This is a genomic window from Klebsiella sp. RCJ4, assembly GCF_009025755.1.
GTDB lineage: Bacteria > Pseudomonadota > Gammaproteobacteria > Enterobacterales > Enterobacteriaceae > Klebsiella > Klebsiella michiganensis.
Genome location: NZ_WCIN01000021.1, coordinates 1 through 15,148 on the forward strand (window position 1 = coordinate 1; position 15,148 = coordinate 15,148).

Here is a 15,148-nt window from a genome sequence, read left to right on the forward strand (position 1 = left end):
CCCCGGCACACTCCCCGGGTCGCGGCGTAAACGCCTTACCCGGGCTACCACTGTCCAGGCCAAGGGAGTTGCGGCATCGGGTAGCCCGGACAGGCGCAATGCGCCGCCTCCGGGAGAATGCGTTATCCGTTAGCGGCCACCTTGCGCAGATCGAACACGCGGCAGGCCTTACCCTCGGAGCGCGGAATGCTGCCGCAGTTAACAATGCTGATATCGGTCGAAATCCCCACCATCGACTTGATCCGGTGGCGCAGCTGGTGGCAAATCTGACAGCGCTGCTCGTGGTTCAGCGCCAGACCGCTCTCTTTTAGCTCCACGCGCACCGAAAGTGAATCAAGATGACCCCGGCGGTTAACTTCCAGCTGATAGTGCGGCGCCAGATGTTCGAACTTGAGGATCTCCTCTTCCAGCTGCGACGGGAAGACGTTCACGCCGCGGATAATCAGCATATCGTCGCTGCGCCCGCTGATGCGATCCATCCGGCGCATGGTGCGGGCGGTGCCCGGCAGCAGTCGCGTCAGGTCGCGGGTGCGGTAGCGGATCACCGGCAGCGCTTCTTTGGTCAGGGTGGTGAACAGCAGCTCGCCGTGTTCGCCGTCCGCCAGCGGCGTACCGGTGTCCGGATTCACCACTTCAGGGTAGAAGTGATCCTCCCAGATCGTCGGACCGTCGGCGGTTTCCAGACACTCCATCGCCACCCCCGGCCCCATCACCTCCGACAGGCCGTAGATATCCAGCGCCGAAATCCCCAGACGACGCTCGATTTCCGCCCGCATCGCATGGGTCCACGGCTCCGCGCCGAACACGCCCACCCGCAGGGAGCAGCCGCTGGCGTCGCCGCCCATCTGGCGCTCCAGCTCTTCAATCAGGTTCAAACAGTAGGACGGCGTCACCATAATCATATCCGGCTTGAAATCGCGGATCAGCTGCGCCTGTTTTTCAGTCTGCCCGCCGGACATGGGAATGACCGTCGCGCCTAAACGCTCCGCGCCGTAGTGGGCGCCCAGCCCGCCGGTAAACAGGCCATAGCCGTAGGCGACATGAATTTTGTCTTTTGCCGTCCCGCCCGCCGCGCGCAGGGAGCGGGCGACAATATTGGCCCAGTTATCAATATCGTTTTGCGTATAGCCCACCACCGTCGGCTTGCCGGTGGTGCCCGAAGACGCGTGGATACGCACCACCTGCTCCATCGGCACCGCAAAGGTATCAAAGGGGTAGTTGTCGCGCAGATCCTGCTTGGTGGTGCAGGGAAACTTGCTCAGATCGCTCAGTTCGTGAAAATCGTCAGGATGAATGCCCGCCGCGTCAAATTTACGGCGATACATCGGCACGTTCTCATACGCATGCTTAAGGGTCCACTTCAGACGCTGGGTTTGCAGGGCCTGTAGCTCGTCGCGCGATGCGGTTTCAATCGGGTCTAATTGAGTTATCGTTGTCATTTTGTAGGGTACTCGCAGGTAGATTCGCTCACACTCGCTCAAGGATCATGGCAATGCCCTGACCCACGCCAATACACATCGTACACAGCGCATAGCGCCCGCCGCGGCGCTGCAGCTCCAGGCTGGCGCTTAATGCCAGCCGGGCGCCGCTCATTCCCAACGGATGGCCTAAGGCGATGGCGCCGCCGTTGGGGTTAACATGCGGGGCATCATCCGCCAGCCCCAGCTGTCTGAGCACGCCCAGCGCCTGGGCGGCGAAGGCTTCATTCAGCTCAATCAGATCCATATCGTTTATACTCAGCCCGGCGCGCTCCAGCACTTTACGTACCGCCGGTACCGGTCCAAGCCCCATCAGCTTCGGCTCGACGCCCGCCGTCGCCATCGCCACAATACGCGCCCGGGGCGTCAGCCCCTGGACGATGGCCTGCTGCGAGCTGGCGATAATCAGCGCCGCGGCGCCGTCGTTGACGCCGGAGGCATTTCCCGCGGTCACTACGCCACCCTGACGGAACGGCGTTTTTAGCCGCGAAAGCTGTTCAATGGTGGTGTCCGCCCGCGGATGCTCGTCGTCGCGCACGACGTTTACCGCTCCTTTCCTGTCGACAACGTTTACCGGTACGATCTCCTGCGCCAGAATGCCGTCGCGCTGGGCCTGAGCCGTACGCTGCTGGCTGCGGAAAGCGAAAGCGTCCTGATCGGCGCGGCTGATATTTAACAATTCAGCTACATTCTCCGCCGTTTCCGGCATGCTGTCAGTGCCAAATCGCTGCTGCATGCGCGGGTTCACAAAACGCCAGCCGATGGTGGTATCAAACAGCTCGGCCTGGCGCTGCCAGGGGGCGCTGGCTTTGGCCATCACAAACGGCGCCCGCGACATGGACTCGACGCCGCCGGCGATCATCAGATCCGCCTCTCCGGCTTTGATGGCGCGTGCGGCGAAGCCGATAGCGTCGAGACCGGAGCCGCACAGACGGTTAATGGTGGTGCCGGGTACGGTGTGCGGATAGCCCGCCAGCAGCGTCGCCATATGGGCCACGTTGCGGTTGTCTTCGCCGGCCTGGTTGGCGCAGCCGAGAATCACATCATCGATCGATGCCGGATCGAACTTCGGGTTACGGCTCAGCAGTTCGCGCAGCGGGATGGCGGCGAGGTCGTCGGCGCGCACGCTGGCCAGCGCCCCGCCGTAGCGGCCAATCGGCGTGCGGATCCCGTCACAAATAAAGGCGTCGCGCATCAGACTTCTCCTGTGATTGTGCCGCCGATGCGGTGCGATTTACCGCGGAACAGAGCGACAACTTTTTGCTGTTGGTTAACAATTTCTATGTCATAGACCCCGGTCAGCTTGCCCTGATGCTTAACTCTCGCCGTCGCGGTCAGCAGCTCGCCGACAAAGGCCGGACGCAGAAAATCGATGCTCGCCGCCGACGCGACCGCCGCCAGCCCCTGGCTGTTGCAGGCGTAGGCGAAGGCGGTATCGGCGAGCGAAAACAGCTGTCCGCCGTGGCAGGTATGGTGGCCGTTGAGCATGTTCGGGGCGATCGCCATGGTCATCTGCGCGTAGCCCTGGTCCATCGCGATAATTTCAATTCCCAGCGCTTTCGCACAGTTATCGTTCTCGTACATCGCGCGGGCGTTGTGCCAGGCTTCATTGCTCATGATGTCTCTCCATCAGCGCCTTCTGGCGCAGCAGGGAACAGGGGCGATAGCGCTCTTCGCCGTAGTGCTGCTGCAGGTTTTCCAGCAGCCGCAGCACCCGGCCCCAGCCTAGTGATTCACCCCACGCCAGCGGGCCGTGCGGGTAGTTGACGCCCAGACGCATGGCGGTATCGATATCCTCCGCGCTGGCAACGCCCTTCTGCAGCGCGTCCAGCGCTTCGTTAACCAGCATCGCCACCGTCCGCCACACCAGCAGGCCGGGATAGTCGGCGATCTGCAGCACCTTTTTGCCCTGCTGCTGAAAATAAAAAGTCGCTTTATCGATCGCCGCCTGAGAGGTGGTTTCCGCGCTGGCCAGCACCACCGTATCGCCTGCGCTATGGTCGTAGACCACCACCGGACGGCCGTGCTGAAGGCTTAACGCCAGGGCGGTTTCACCGGTCGTTTCCAGCAGCAGCACCTCGTCCAGCTCGGTGACAACGTCACGTTTTATGCACTTTGCTGCCCGTTCTGCCGATACGGCGGCCAGGGCCAGCTCAGGCTGCGCTTCGCCAGGCCAGCAGTAGACCCCCTGCCCGCTCTTTTTACCCAGCCGTCCGGCCAGCGCCAGCTCCTGCTGCAGCAGCGACGGCAGATAGCGGCGGTCCTGCCAGAAGGCGTTAAATACCGAACAGGTCACCGCAAAGTTGACGTCCTGGCCAATCAGGTCGGTCAGCGCCAGCGGCCCCATGGGAAAACCGCCGCCGTCGCGCAGGGCGGCGTCAATCGCCTCCGGCGCGGCGACCTGCTCCTCCAGCGCTCGCCACGCTTCGGCATAAAAAGGCCGCGCCACGCGGTTGACGATAAAGCCGGGCGTTGAGCGGCAGCGAACCGGCTGTTTTCCCCAGTCGCTGACCCGCAGGCAGAGCTGTTCAACGACTTCCGCCGAGGTGGCCAGGCCGCTGACCACTTCCACCAGCTTCATTACCGGGGCCGGGTTAAAGAAGTGCAGCCCGGCGACCCGCTCCGGGTGTTTTATTCCCGCGGCGATGGCGGTGATCGATATCGACGACGTGTTGCTGACCAGCAGCGTCGACGGGGAGCAGATTTCGGCCAGCTGTTTGAACAGCGCTTTTTTCACGTCCAGGCGCTCGGAGGCGGCTTCAATAACCAACTCCGCATGGGCTAAAGCGCTCAGATCCTCAGCCGGTGCCAGACGCGACAGCAGCGCCCCGGCCTGTTCCGCCGCCAGCTTGCCGCGGCTGACGCGGGAGGCCAGCCGCTGGCGAATCCCGTCGATGGCGCGAACCACCGCCTCAGGGGCGATGTCGTAAATCAGTACCGGATGCCCGGCGGCGGCGGCAACTTCGGCAATGCCGGCGCCCATGGTGCCGCTGCCTATCACCGCGACGGTAGGTAACGTTGTGCTCATCGGCTATTTCCCGCTGAAGTGAGGTGGACGCTTCGCCAGAAAAGCGCTGACGCCTTCGCGATAGTCGGCGCTGCGTCCGGCCAGGCGCTGGTAGTCGCGCTCCAGGTCAAGCTGCTGGTCCAGGGTCTGGGTTTCCGCCAGCCGCAGCGCGTTTTTAATCAGCCCGAGGCCATAGGTCGGCTGGGCGGCCAGGTGCCGGGCCAGCGCCAGGCCGGTGTCTTTCAGCTCGGCATCGTCCACCACCTGCCAGATCATCCCCCACTGCGCCGCCTGCTCCGCGCTCAGGCTATCGCCCAGCAGCGCCAGCCCCATCGCCCGCGCGCGCCCCGCCACGCGCGGCAGAAACCAGCTGCCGCCGCAGTCCGGCACCAGACCAAGCTTGCTGAACGCCATGACGAACTTCGCTGAACGCGCCGCCAGCACGATATCGCAGCCCATCGCCAGCGTAGCCCCCGCGCCCGCCGCGACGCCGTTCACCGCGCAAATCACCGGTTTCGGCAGCGCCGCCAGACGGCGCACCAGGGGGTTGTAGAAACGCTCGACCGATAAACCGAGATCCGGCGCCGGCCCGCTGGGGTCAACGTTGCGGTCATTTAAATCCTGCCCGGCGCAAAAGCCGCGCCCGGCGCCGGTCAGCAGTAAACAGCGCACGCTGTCGTCGCGTTCGGCCTGTTTCAGGCACGTCGCCAGCTGCAGGTGCATCAGGTCGTTAAAACTGTTCAGACGGTCCGGGCGATTAAGGGTAATCGTCATCACGCCCTGTTCCACTTCGCTGAGAATGAAAGCTTCCACGATTAGCGTCCTTTAAATTCCGCAGTGCGTTTATGTAAAAAGGCGTCGATGCCTTCGCGGCGATCTTCGGTCGCGCTCAGCAAAGTAAACAGCTGGCGCTCCTGCTGAAGCCCGGCCTGCAGGCTCACCTCCTGCGACAACCGCAAAGCCTGCTTAGCCGCGCGCAGCGCCAGCGGCGAGTGGCGAGCCACGGTTGCCGCCAAAGCGAGTGCATATTCATCGGTGAGCGCTGGCGGATAAACCTCGCATACCAGCCCCGCCCGCTGCGCCTGATGGGCATCAATGCTTTCGCCGCTCAAGACCATCCGGCTGGCCAGCGCCTTACCGACGGAGCGGATCAGGCGCTGGGTCCCGCCCGCGCCCGGCATAATGCCGAGGGTGATTTCCGGCAGGCCGAAGCGGGCGTTATCGCCGGCGACGATCAGATCGCAGAGCAGCGCCAGCTCGCATCCGGCGCCGAGGGCATAGCCGTTAACCGAAGCGATCAGCGGTTTACTGAAGGCGTCGATACGCGCCCACAGCCGCGGGCGAATATCATCGAGCGTGGCGGGCAGATCTTTTTCCGCCATTTCGTTCAGGTCAGCCCCTGCGGCAAAGAAGCGTTCGTTACCGCTGATGACGCAGACGCCGACCGACGGGTCCAGCTCCGCCGCGTCGAGCACGTCGGCGATCTGCGTCAGCAGCGCGTTATTCAAAGCGTTGCGCGCCTGCGGGCGATTTAGCGTCAGCTGCAGTACGCGCGCGTGACGAGCAATGAACAGTTCGCTCATGCCATCCCCCGCGCGTCAAAGTCGACAACCACATCGTCGCTGGTGGGCAGCGCCTGACAGCTCAGCACGTAGCCCGCCGCCAGTTCGTCGGCTTCAAGGCTGTAGTTAGCGGCCATCGCCACCTCGCCGCGCAGCACTTTGCATTTACAGGTGGCGCAGACGCCCCCCTTGCAGGCAAACGGCAGGTCCGCCCCCTGGCGCAGCGCGGCGTCAAGAATGCTGTCATCCTCCGCGCTCAAGGCAATGGTTCGGTCGCGGCCGTCCTGACGAATCGTGACCGCGCGGCCCTCCGCCTGTACGCCGGTAGCCCGCCTGGCGCGGCTGTCCGGGGTATTAAAACGTTCCAGATGAATCGCGTCCTCCGGTACGCCCAGCTCGCGCAGGGCGATCTCCGCTTCATCCATCATCGCCGCCGGGCCGCAGATAAAGGCATGCTCGAAGCGGCTGAAGTCCAGCAGATGGGCGGCCAGTTCGCGCAGCTTGTCGCCGTTGATGCGCCCCTGCAGCAGATCGCTGTCCATCGACTCCTGGCTGAACAGGTGCACCACCTGCAGACGCTGCGGATAGCGGTCTTTCAGGTCGGCCAGCGCCTGACGGAACATCATGCTGTGGCTGCTGCGGTTGCCGTAAACCAGCGTGAAGCGGCTGTCGACTTCGGTGGCGAGGGTGGCGTCGATAATCGCCATCATCGGCGTAATGCCGGAACCGGCGGCAATCGCCAGGTACTCAGCGCAACGCCCGACCTGCGGCTGGTAGCCGAAGTGGCCCTGCGGCACCATCACGTCCAGCGCCATGCCTTGCTGAATGTCGCTCTGGGCATAGCGCGAGAAGCGCCCGCCGTCGATGGCCTTCACCGCCACGCTGATTTCACCCGGCGAGCGGCTGCGGCAAATGGAGTAGCAGCGCCTGAGCTCTTCCCCGCCAAGGCGCGCTTTCAGGGTCAGATGCTGGCCCGGACGGAAGGCGTATGCATTACGCAGCGCGTCGGGAATGGCAAAGGTGATGGTGACCGCATCGCGGGTTTCCGGCTCCACTTTCGCCACGGTAAGCGAATGAAATGTCGTCATCGCAACCTCAAATACATTTAAAGTAATCAAAGGGTTCCCGGCAGCTGTCGCAGCGATACAGCGCTTTGCAGGCCGTGGAACCGAATTCGCTAATCAGCGAGGTGTGGCGGCTGCCGCAGCGCGGGCAGACCACGTCCTCCGGCATGTGGGCATGGCAGGCATGGCCCTGCGGCGGACTGATGCCGTACTGGCGCAGGCGTTCACGCGCGTCCGGCCCCATCCAGTCGGTGGTCCACGGCGGGTCAAGCTGCAGCACGATATGCACCGGCGCGTAGCCGTTTTCCGTCATTGCCGCGCGGATTTCTCCCAGCAGATGTTCGGTGGCCGGGCAGCCCGAATAGGTTGGCGTGAAGCCAATCACCCAGCCATCGCCGCGGCGCTCCACGCTCCGCACCAGGCCAAGGTCGGTAATGGTCAGCACCGGCACTTCCGGATCGGCAATGGCGCCTAACAGATCCCAGACGGCGTGGACCTCCGGGGGCGCGATATCAACCAGACGTTGCATAATCCCCTCCTGCTACCACTGCTGGCCGGGATAGGCGCGCTGTAAATACTGCATCTCCGCCAGCAGCGGCCCGAGATGTTCGCTGTGCAGCCCCTGCTTACCGCCGCTGCGGAAAGCCGCTTCTTGCGGGATCTGCAAACCGGCGTCGATCAGCGCCGTGTGCACCGCGTTCTGCCATTCGGCCTGCAGTTCGCGCGGGTCGACGGCGATGCCCTGCGCACTCAGCTCAATTTCCAGCTCATCGGCCTGGAACAGCTCGCCGGTAAAGCGCCACAGGTTATCCACCGCGCTCTGCATTCTCTGGGCGGAAAACGCCGTGCCGTTGCCCAGACGCTCCAGCCAGCCGCGGCTAAAGCGCTGGTGGTAGCGCACCTCTTTCAGCGCCCTGGCGGCGATGGCGGCAAGCTGCGCATCGCGACTGCCGACCAGGCGGCCGAACAGCGCCACGTGCCAGACATCGATGAAAAACTGCCGAGCGAGGGTGTCGGCGAAGTTGCCGTTTGGCTGCTCCGCCAGCAGTAAATTGCAAAACTGGCGCTCGTCGCGGCCAAAGGCCAGGGTATCTTCATCGCCGCTGCCGGTCAGTTCGGCGGCGTAGCTGAGGAAATGGCGCGCCTGCCCCAGCAGGTCGAGGCCGATATTGGCCAGCGCCAGATCGATCTCCAGCTCCGGCGCGTGGCCGCACCACTCGCCCAGACGCTGGGCCAGCACCAGGCCGTTATCGCCGAGGCGCAGGGCATAAGCGGCAACGGGGTTGTCGTTTTTCATCGTGGCCTCACATATGTTCCATGCCGTCGGGCACGGTGTAGAAGGTGGGATGACGATAGACTTTGCTCTCCGCCGGGTCGAAAAATGCGCCGCGCTCTTCAGGCTGCGAGGCAACGATTTCGCTGGCCTTCACCACCCAAATCGAGCAGCCCTCACTGCGGCGGGTATAGGCATCGCGGGCGTTTTCCAGCGCCATCTGGTCATCGGCGGCGTGCAGGCTGCCGACGTGGCGGTGCGACAGTCCCTGTTTGCTGCGAACGAACACTTCATATAACGGCCAGTAGTTTTTGCTCATCTTCATTCTCCTTACGCGGCGTCGCGAGCCTGCTGTTTTTGCGCATGCGCCAGCGCGGCTTCCCGCACCCACGCGCCCTCTTCCCATGCCTTGCGTTTAGCGCCCAGGCGTTCGTGGTTGCAGATCCCGCGTCCGGCAATCACTTCGTTAAATTCCTGCCAGTCGATGGCGCCAAAGCGGTAGTGGCCGCTGGTTTCATCCAGCCGCAAATCCGGGTCGGGTACGGTCATGCCGAGGATTTCCACCTGCGGAATGGTGTTATCGATAAAGCGCTGGCGCAGTTCGTCGTTCGAATGGAGCTTGATTTTCCACGCCATGCTGCGGGCGCTGTTTGGCGAGTTATCGTCGCCCGGGCCGAACATCATCAGCGCCGGCCACCAGAAACGGTTGATGGCGTCCTGCAGCATCTGCCGCTGCGCGTCGCTGCCCTGCGCCAGCGCCATGCAGGCTTCAAACCCCTGGCGCTGGTGAAAGCTCTCCTCTTTGCAGATCTTGACCATTGCCCGGGCGTAGGGTCCGTAGGAGGTGCGGCACAGCGCCACCTGATTGACGATGGCCGCGCCGTCCACCAGCCAGCCAATCACGCCGATATCCGCCCAGCTCAGGGTCGGGTAGTTAAAAATGGAGGAGTACTTCATCTTGCCGTCGAGCATCTTCTGATACAGGTCTTCGCGGGCGCAGCCGAGGGTTTCCGCCGCGCTGTAGAGGTACAGACCGTGCCCGGCTTCATCCTGTACTTTCGCCAGCAGAATCGCTTTGCGCCTAAGGGTCGGCGCGCGAGTGATCCAGTTGCCTTCCGGCAGCATGCCGACGATTTCCGAGTGCGCGTGCTGACCAATCTGGCGGATCAGCGTTTTGCGGTAGGCTTCCGGCATCCAGTCCTGCGGTTCGATGGCCGTCTCCTGCGCGATGCGCTGGTCAAAGCGTTGTTCTTCTGTCACGTCATCACCTTTATGATTCCAATAAATTCGATTAAAAATAATTTTCGAATCACTTTGTTTTACAAAAGTTACATTCAGGTTAAATAAAACCACAAATTTTGTTTGTTCTTTTTGTGATAGCGACCGCAAAAGCTTTTGTAAAAACCCTTATTAACAAGGTATTAAGTGAATAACGCAGATCATCACCGATCGCAATGTTAATAAATTATTAAATGCGAGCTTGATTTTTATGATTCACCAAATAACTATTTATAGATATTTCACGTAACACATCTGGAGATGAACCATGCAGCAGTTAGCCAGCTACTTGTCCGGCGCGTGGCAGACCGGCCGGGGCCACGCGCGTACCATCCATCACGCCATCAGCGGCGAAGCGCTATGGGAAGTCACCAGCGCGGGTCTGGATATGGCGCAGGCGCGACGCTTCGCGATTGAGCGCGGCGGCAAAGCGCTGGGGGCGATGACCTTTATTGAGCGCAGCGCGATGCTGAAGGCGCTCGCCAGATATTTGCTGGAGCAGAAGGCAGAGCTGTACGCGATCTCCGCCGAAACCGGCGCCACCCGCGCCGATAGCTGGGTAGATATCGAAGGGGGCATTGGCACCCTTTTCGCCTACGCCGGTCTCGGCAGCCGCGAGCTGCCGGACGATACCCTGTGGCCGGAAGATGAGCTGATTCCGCTGTCAAAACAGGGAGGCTTCGCCGCCCGCCACGTGCTCACGTCAAAATCCGGCGTAGCGGTACATATCAACGCCTTTAACTTCCCCTGCTGGGGCATGCTGGAAAAGCTGGCGCCCACCTGGCTTGCCGGTATGCCGGCCATCGTCAAACCGGCTACCGCTACCGCGCAGCTGACGCAGGCGATGGTCAAAATGATTGTTGATAGCGGGCTGGTGCCGGAGGGGGCAATCAGCCTGATCTGCGGCGGCGCGGGCGATCTGCTCGACCATCTCGATAGCCAGGACGTGGTCACCTTTACCGGCTCGGCCCGTACCGGACAGCAGCTGCGGGTGCATCCCAACCTGGTCACGAAGTCCATCCCCTTCACCATGGAAGCGGATTCGCTGAACTGCTGCGTACTCGGTGACGACGTCACGCCGGCGCAGCCGGAGTTCGCGCTATTTATTCGCGAAGTGGTACGAGAGATGACGGCGAAGGCCGGGCAAAAGTGCACCGCCATCCGGCGTATTATCGTGCCGCAGGCGCAGGTGAAAGCGGTGAGCGACGCGCTGATTGCGCGCCTGCAAAAAGTGGTGGTCGGCGACCCGGCGCAGGAAGGCGTGAAGATGGGCGCGCTGGTGAACCACGAACAGCGTCAGGACGTGCAGGATAACGTCAACCGTCTGGTGGCCGCCGGATGTGACGTGCTGCTGGGGGGCCAGGCCGATTTCAGCGCCGCCGGCGCCTTCTTCCCGCCAACGCTGCTGTACTGCCCGCAGCCGGACGAGACCCCGGCGGTACACGCTATTGAAGCGTTTGGTCCCGTCGCCACCCTGATGCCGTATCAGAACGTTGAGCACGCCATGACCCTGGCGCGGGCCGGCGAAGGTAGCCTGGCCGGAACCCTGGTGACCGCCAGCGGCGAACTGGCGCGGGCGTTTATTCTCGGCGCCGCCCGCGCCCACGGGCGTATTCAGATACTGAACGAAGAGTCTTCCGCAGAGTCCACCGGCCACGGCTCCCCGCTGCCGCAGCTGGTACACGGCGGCCCGGGGCGCGCCGGCGGCGGCGAAGAGCTGGGCGGCCTGCGGGCGGTGAAGCACTATATGCAGCGCACCGCGCTTCAGGGCAGCCCGACGATGCTCGCCGCCATTGGCCAGCAGTGGGTGCGCGGCGCGCAGGTAGTGGAAGACCGCATTCACCCTTTCCGTAAATATTTCGAGGAGATCCAGCCGGGCGACAGCCTGCTGACGCCGCGCCGCACCCTGACCGAGGCGGATATCGTCAACTTCGCCTGTCTGAGCGGCGATCACTTTTACGCTCATATGGATAAGATTGCCGCCGCGGAGTCGATTTTCGGCGAGCGCGTGGTGCACGGCTATTTCCTGATTTCCGCCGCTGCCGGGCTATTTGTTGACGCCGGGGTCGGCCCGGTGATCGCCAACTACGGAATGGAAAATCTGCGCTTTATCGAGCCGGTGAAGCCGGGGGATACCATCCAGGTACGCCTGACCTGCAAACGCAAAACGGTGAAACGCCAGCGCAGCGCGGAGGAGAAAGCGACCGGCGTCGTCGAGTGGGCGGTAGAGATTTTTAACCAGCACCAGCAGGCGGTCGCGCTCTACTCCATCCTGACCCTGGTGGCCCGCCAGCAGGGGGATTTTGCGGAGTAAATATTAGAAATTCGCCCATCTTTATCGCCATCTTCATGCCTCTGCGGAGGCATTTTTTGTAACTGGCAAAACTGACAAACAACCTGGCAAAAGCAGGCAAACGCCCCGGCGCTGACCGCTGTTAGGTTAACGATACACAAGCCGACATTCGCAGCGGCACTGCACAACACAACAATAAGGTGAGGTGTCAATGGCGATTCTTTCTCCCCGCAAAACGGCTCTGGCGTTGGCTGTCGCTCTGTCTTGCGCCTGGCAAAGCCCGGCGTTCGCCCACGGCGGCGAAGCCCATATGGTCCCGATGGACAAAACCCTGCAGGATTTTGGCGCGGACGTTCAGTGGGATGACTACGCGCAGATGTTTACCCTGATTAAAGACGGCGCTTACGTAAAGGTAAAACCGGGGGCGAAAACGGCCATCGTCAATGGTAAAACCCTGGAGCTGCAGGTGCCGGTAGTGATGAAAGACGGCAAAGCGTGGGTTTCTGACACCTTTATTAACGACGTGTTTCAGTCCGGTCTTGACCAGACCTTCCAGGTGGAAAAACGTCCGCATCCGCTGAACTCGCTGTCAGCGGCGGAAATCAGCGCAGCGGTCGCTATCGTTAAAGCCGCGGCGGATTTCAAACCCAATACCCGATTCACCGAGATCTCCCTGCGCGAGCCGGATAAAAAAGCGGTGTGGGATTTTGCCCTCAACGGTACGCCGGTCAACGCCCCGCGCGCTGCCGACGTGATCATGCTCGACGGCAAGCACGTTATTGAGGCGGTGGTGGATTTACAGAATAAAAAGGTGCTTTCATGGACGCCGATTAAAGACGCCCACGGCATGGTGCTGCTGGATGATTTCGCCAGCGTGCAGAACATCATCAACGCCAGCAGCGAATTTGCCGAAGTGTTAAAAAAACACGGCATCGACGACCCGAGTAAGGTGATTACCACCCCGCTAACCGTCGGCTACTTCGACGGCAAAGATGGCCTCAAGCAGGACGCGCGGCTGCTGAAAGTGGTCAGCTATCTTGACGTTGGCGACGGTAACTACTGGGCACACCCGATTGAAAACCTGGTAGCAGTGGTCGACCTTGAGCAGAAGAAGATCATCAAAATCGAAGAGGGGCCGACGATCCCGGTGCCGATGGCGGCCCGCCCCTATGATGGTCGCGACCGCGTTGCGCCAAAGATTAAACCGCTGGATATCATTGAGCCAGAGGGCAAAAACTACACCATTACCGGCGATATGATCCACTGGCAAAACTGGGATTTCCACCTGCGCATGAACTCCCGCGTTGGGCCGATTCTCTCCACCGTGACATATAACGATAACGGCAAGAAACGTCAGGTGATGTATGAAGGTTCGCTGGGCGGGATGATCGTGCCCTACGGCGACCCGGACGTGGGTTGGTATTTTAAAGCCTATCTGGACTCCGGCGACTACGGCATGGGCACCCTGACATCGCCTATCGTGCGCGGCAAGGACGCGCCGTCCAACGCGGTCCTGCTGGATGAAACCATCGCCGACTATACCGGCACGCCCACGACCATCCCGCGCGCAATCGCCATCTTCGAACGCTACGCCGGGCCGGAGTATAAGCATCAGGAGATGGGCAAGCCAAACGTCAGTACCGAGCGCCGCGAGCTGGTGGTGCGCTGGATCAGCACCGTCGGCAACTACGACTATATTTTTGACTGGGTATTCCACGAAAACGGCACCATCGGCATTGATGCCGGGGCGACCGGCATCGAAGCGGTGAAAGGCGTGCAGGCGAAGACCATGCACGATCCGAGCGCCAAAGAGGACACCCGCTACGGCACGCTGATTGACCATAATATTGTCGGCACCACCCACCAGCATATTTATAACTTCCGCCTCGATCTTGACGTTGACGGCGAGAACAACACGCTGGTGGCCATGGACCCGGAAGTGAAGCCGAATACCGCTGGCGGTCCGCGTACCAGCACCATGCAGATCAATCAGTACACGATTGATAGCGAGCAGAAAGCGGCGCAGAAATTTGACCCGGGCACCATTCGTCTGCTGAGCAATACCACGAAAGAAAACCGGATGGGCAACCCGGTGTCGTATCAGATTATCCCCTACGCGGGCGGCACGCATCCGGTCGCCACCGGGGCAAAATTTGCCCCTGATGAGTGGATTTATCATCGTCTGAGCTTTATGGATAAGCAGCTGTGGGTCACCCGCTATCATCCCACCGAGCGCTTCCCGGAAGGCAAGTACCCTAACCGTTCGATTCACGACACCGGCCTCGGCCAGTACGCGAAAGATGACGAGTCGCTGGACAACCATGATGACGTGGTGTGGATCACCACCGGCACCACCCACGTGGCTCGCGCCGAGGAGTGGCCGATTATGCCGACCGAGTGGGCGCACGCGCTGCTGAAACCGTGGAACTTCTTTGACGAGACGCCGACGCTGGGCGAGAAGAAGGAGTAAGGTGGCTTAGACGCTAAACGGCGATACAACCAGGGTCTGGGGCTATCGCCGTTCTCAGCTTATTCAGGAAAATGCCCTGTCGCTCCGCTCTCCTGCACCATAATCAGCCCGGCAGCTTTAATGCGGGAGTTAATTAGCCCGGACGGCTAAGGGCCGGGAGCAAACGGTGGCAGCCGTAAACGATATTGAGCGAGTTCGCCGCAAACGCCGCATTTCATCGCCAGGATTTATCAATGCTCAAACCGTTAAATGTGTTAAGTGAAGTCACTATTGTTCATCTACGAACTTATCGGCTTCAGGAGAATAATGCTGACAAACGCATGCCAGCTTATGTCCGTCAGGATCGCGCAAATAGGCAACATAAAAGTCGGGGCCGTATGCGATTCGTGTACCTGGCTCGCCTTCATTCTCCCCTCCCGCAAGGAGGCCTGCTGCATGAAACCGCCTGACAAGGTCAGCGCTGTCTGCACGGAATGCGAACATTGTCCCGTTTCCCGCCGTTGCGGGATGCTGGTCAAAAGGAGGACAAATACAGAAGTTGAACACCTCATGTGGATTATTTTCATCTCCCCACATTGCCCAGCTTTCTGTCCAGGCTGGCAGTCGTGAGTAGCCAAGAACTTTAAAAATAGCCTCGTAAAAGTCCACGGAGCGCTGAAAGTCATTTGTACCTATAGTGATATAAGCCAGCATCTTAGTGCATCCTCTTTGCCCTTTTTTGAA

General features: G+C 61.2%; 14 protein-coding genes. 2 read left to right on the forward strand and 12 right to left on the reverse strand.

Annotated elements, in window-relative coordinates:
* Positions 1-122 precede the first annotated feature (122 nt).
* The 11 genes from paaK to paaA are packed head-to-tail and all read right to left on the reverse strand — an operon-like array spanning position 123 to position 9,644.
* Positions 123-1,439 carry a phenylacetate--CoA ligase PaaK gene (gene paaK / locus F8562_RS05860; protein ID WP_004850513.1) on the reverse strand — a complete coding sequence of 439 codons (1,317 nt, stop codon included), beginning with the start codon at positions 1,437-1,439 and terminating at the stop codon, positions 123-125.
* A gap of 28 nt (positions 1,440-1,467) precedes the next feature.
* Positions 1,468-2,673, reverse strand: coding sequence for a 3-oxoadipyl-CoA thiolase (gene pcaF / locus F8562_RS05865; RefSeq protein WP_014838355.1), 1,206 nt, complete (start codon positions 2,671-2,673; stop codon positions 1,468-1,470).
* On the reverse strand, positions 2,673-3,095 hold the full coding sequence (paaI, locus tag F8562_RS05870; protein WP_014229187.1) for a hydroxyphenylacetyl-CoA thioesterase PaaI: 423 nt from the start codon (positions 3,093-3,095) through the stop codon (positions 2,673-2,675). The genes pcaF and paaI overlap by 1 nt, the downstream gene beginning before the upstream one ends.
* Positions 3,085-4,506, reverse strand: a complete 1,422-nt coding sequence (locus tag F8562_RS05875) for a 3-hydroxyacyl-CoA dehydrogenase (RefSeq protein WP_014838354.1) — start codon at positions 4,504-4,506, stop codon at positions 3,085-3,087. Before F8562_RS05875 ends, paaI begins: the two co-directional genes overlap by 11 nt.
* A 3-nt stretch (positions 4,507-4,509) precedes the next feature.
* A complete protein-coding gene (gene paaG, locus F8562_RS05880) occupies positions 4,510-5,298 on the reverse strand; it encodes a 2-(1,2-epoxy-1,2-dihydrophenyl)acetyl-CoA isomerase PaaG (protein ID WP_032693438.1) in 789 nt (262 codons plus the stop codon).
* A 2-nt stretch (positions 5,299-5,300) separates the two neighbouring features.
* Positions 5,301-6,068 carry a 2,3-dehydroadipyl-CoA hydratase PaaF gene (paaF, locus tag F8562_RS05885; RefSeq protein WP_014838353.1) on the reverse strand — a complete coding sequence of 256 codons (768 nt, stop codon included), beginning with the start codon at positions 6,066-6,068 and terminating at the stop codon, positions 5,301-5,303.
* On the reverse strand, positions 6,065-7,135 hold the full coding sequence (gene paaE, locus F8562_RS05890; RefSeq protein WP_014838352.1) for a 1,2-phenylacetyl-CoA epoxidase subunit PaaE: 1,071 nt from the start codon (positions 7,133-7,135) through the stop codon (positions 6,065-6,067). Before paaE ends, paaF begins: the two co-directional genes overlap by 4 nt.
* Positions 7,136-7,142: 7 nt before the next feature.
* Complete coding sequence (gene paaD, locus F8562_RS05895; RefSeq protein ID WP_014229182.1) at positions 7,143-7,640, reverse strand: 1,2-phenylacetyl-CoA epoxidase subunit PaaD; 498 nt, start codon at positions 7,638-7,640, stop codon at positions 7,143-7,145.
* Positions 7,641-7,652: 12 nt separating this feature from the next.
* Entirely contained in the window at positions 7,653-8,408 is a 756-nt protein-coding gene (gene paaC / locus F8562_RS05900; RefSeq protein ID WP_014229181.1) for a 1,2-phenylacetyl-CoA epoxidase subunit PaaC, read from the reverse strand.
* Between the two features lie 7 nt (positions 8,409-8,415).
* Positions 8,416-8,703, reverse strand: a complete 288-nt coding sequence (gene paaB, locus F8562_RS05905; protein WP_004850493.1) for a 1,2-phenylacetyl-CoA epoxidase subunit PaaB — start codon at positions 8,701-8,703, stop codon at positions 8,416-8,418.
* An 11-nt stretch (positions 8,704-8,714) separates the two neighbouring features.
* Positions 8,715-9,644 carry a 1,2-phenylacetyl-CoA epoxidase subunit PaaA gene (paaA, locus tag F8562_RS05910; protein WP_014229180.1) on the reverse strand — a complete coding sequence of 310 codons (930 nt, stop codon included), beginning with the start codon at positions 9,642-9,644 and terminating at the stop codon, positions 8,715-8,717.
* Between the two features lie 286 nt (positions 9,645-9,930).
* Between paaA and paaZ the strand changes: the two genes are divergently transcribed.
* Together paaZ and tynA are read left to right on the forward strand one after the other, a co-directional pair.
* Positions 9,931-11,976 carry a phenylacetic acid degradation bifunctional protein PaaZ gene (gene paaZ, locus F8562_RS05915; RefSeq protein WP_014838350.1) on the forward strand — a complete coding sequence of 682 codons (2,046 nt, stop codon included), beginning with the start codon at positions 9,931-9,933 and terminating at the stop codon, positions 11,974-11,976.
* Positions 11,977-12,166: 190 nt separating this feature from the next.
* Positions 12,167-14,425 (forward strand): primary-amine oxidase, encoded by a 2,259-nt coding sequence (tynA, locus tag F8562_RS05920; protein ID WP_014838349.1) that lies wholly within the window; start codon positions 12,167-12,169, stop codon positions 14,423-14,425.
* 267 nt (positions 14,426-14,692) lie between these two features.
* On the opposite strand, the gene F8562_RS05925 is transcribed toward tynA, so the two are convergent.
* Positions 14,693-15,118, reverse strand: a complete 426-nt coding sequence (locus tag F8562_RS05925) for a VOC family protein (protein WP_042934089.1) — start codon at positions 15,116-15,118, stop codon at positions 14,693-14,695.
* Between the last annotated feature and the right edge of the window lie 30 nt (positions 15,119-15,148).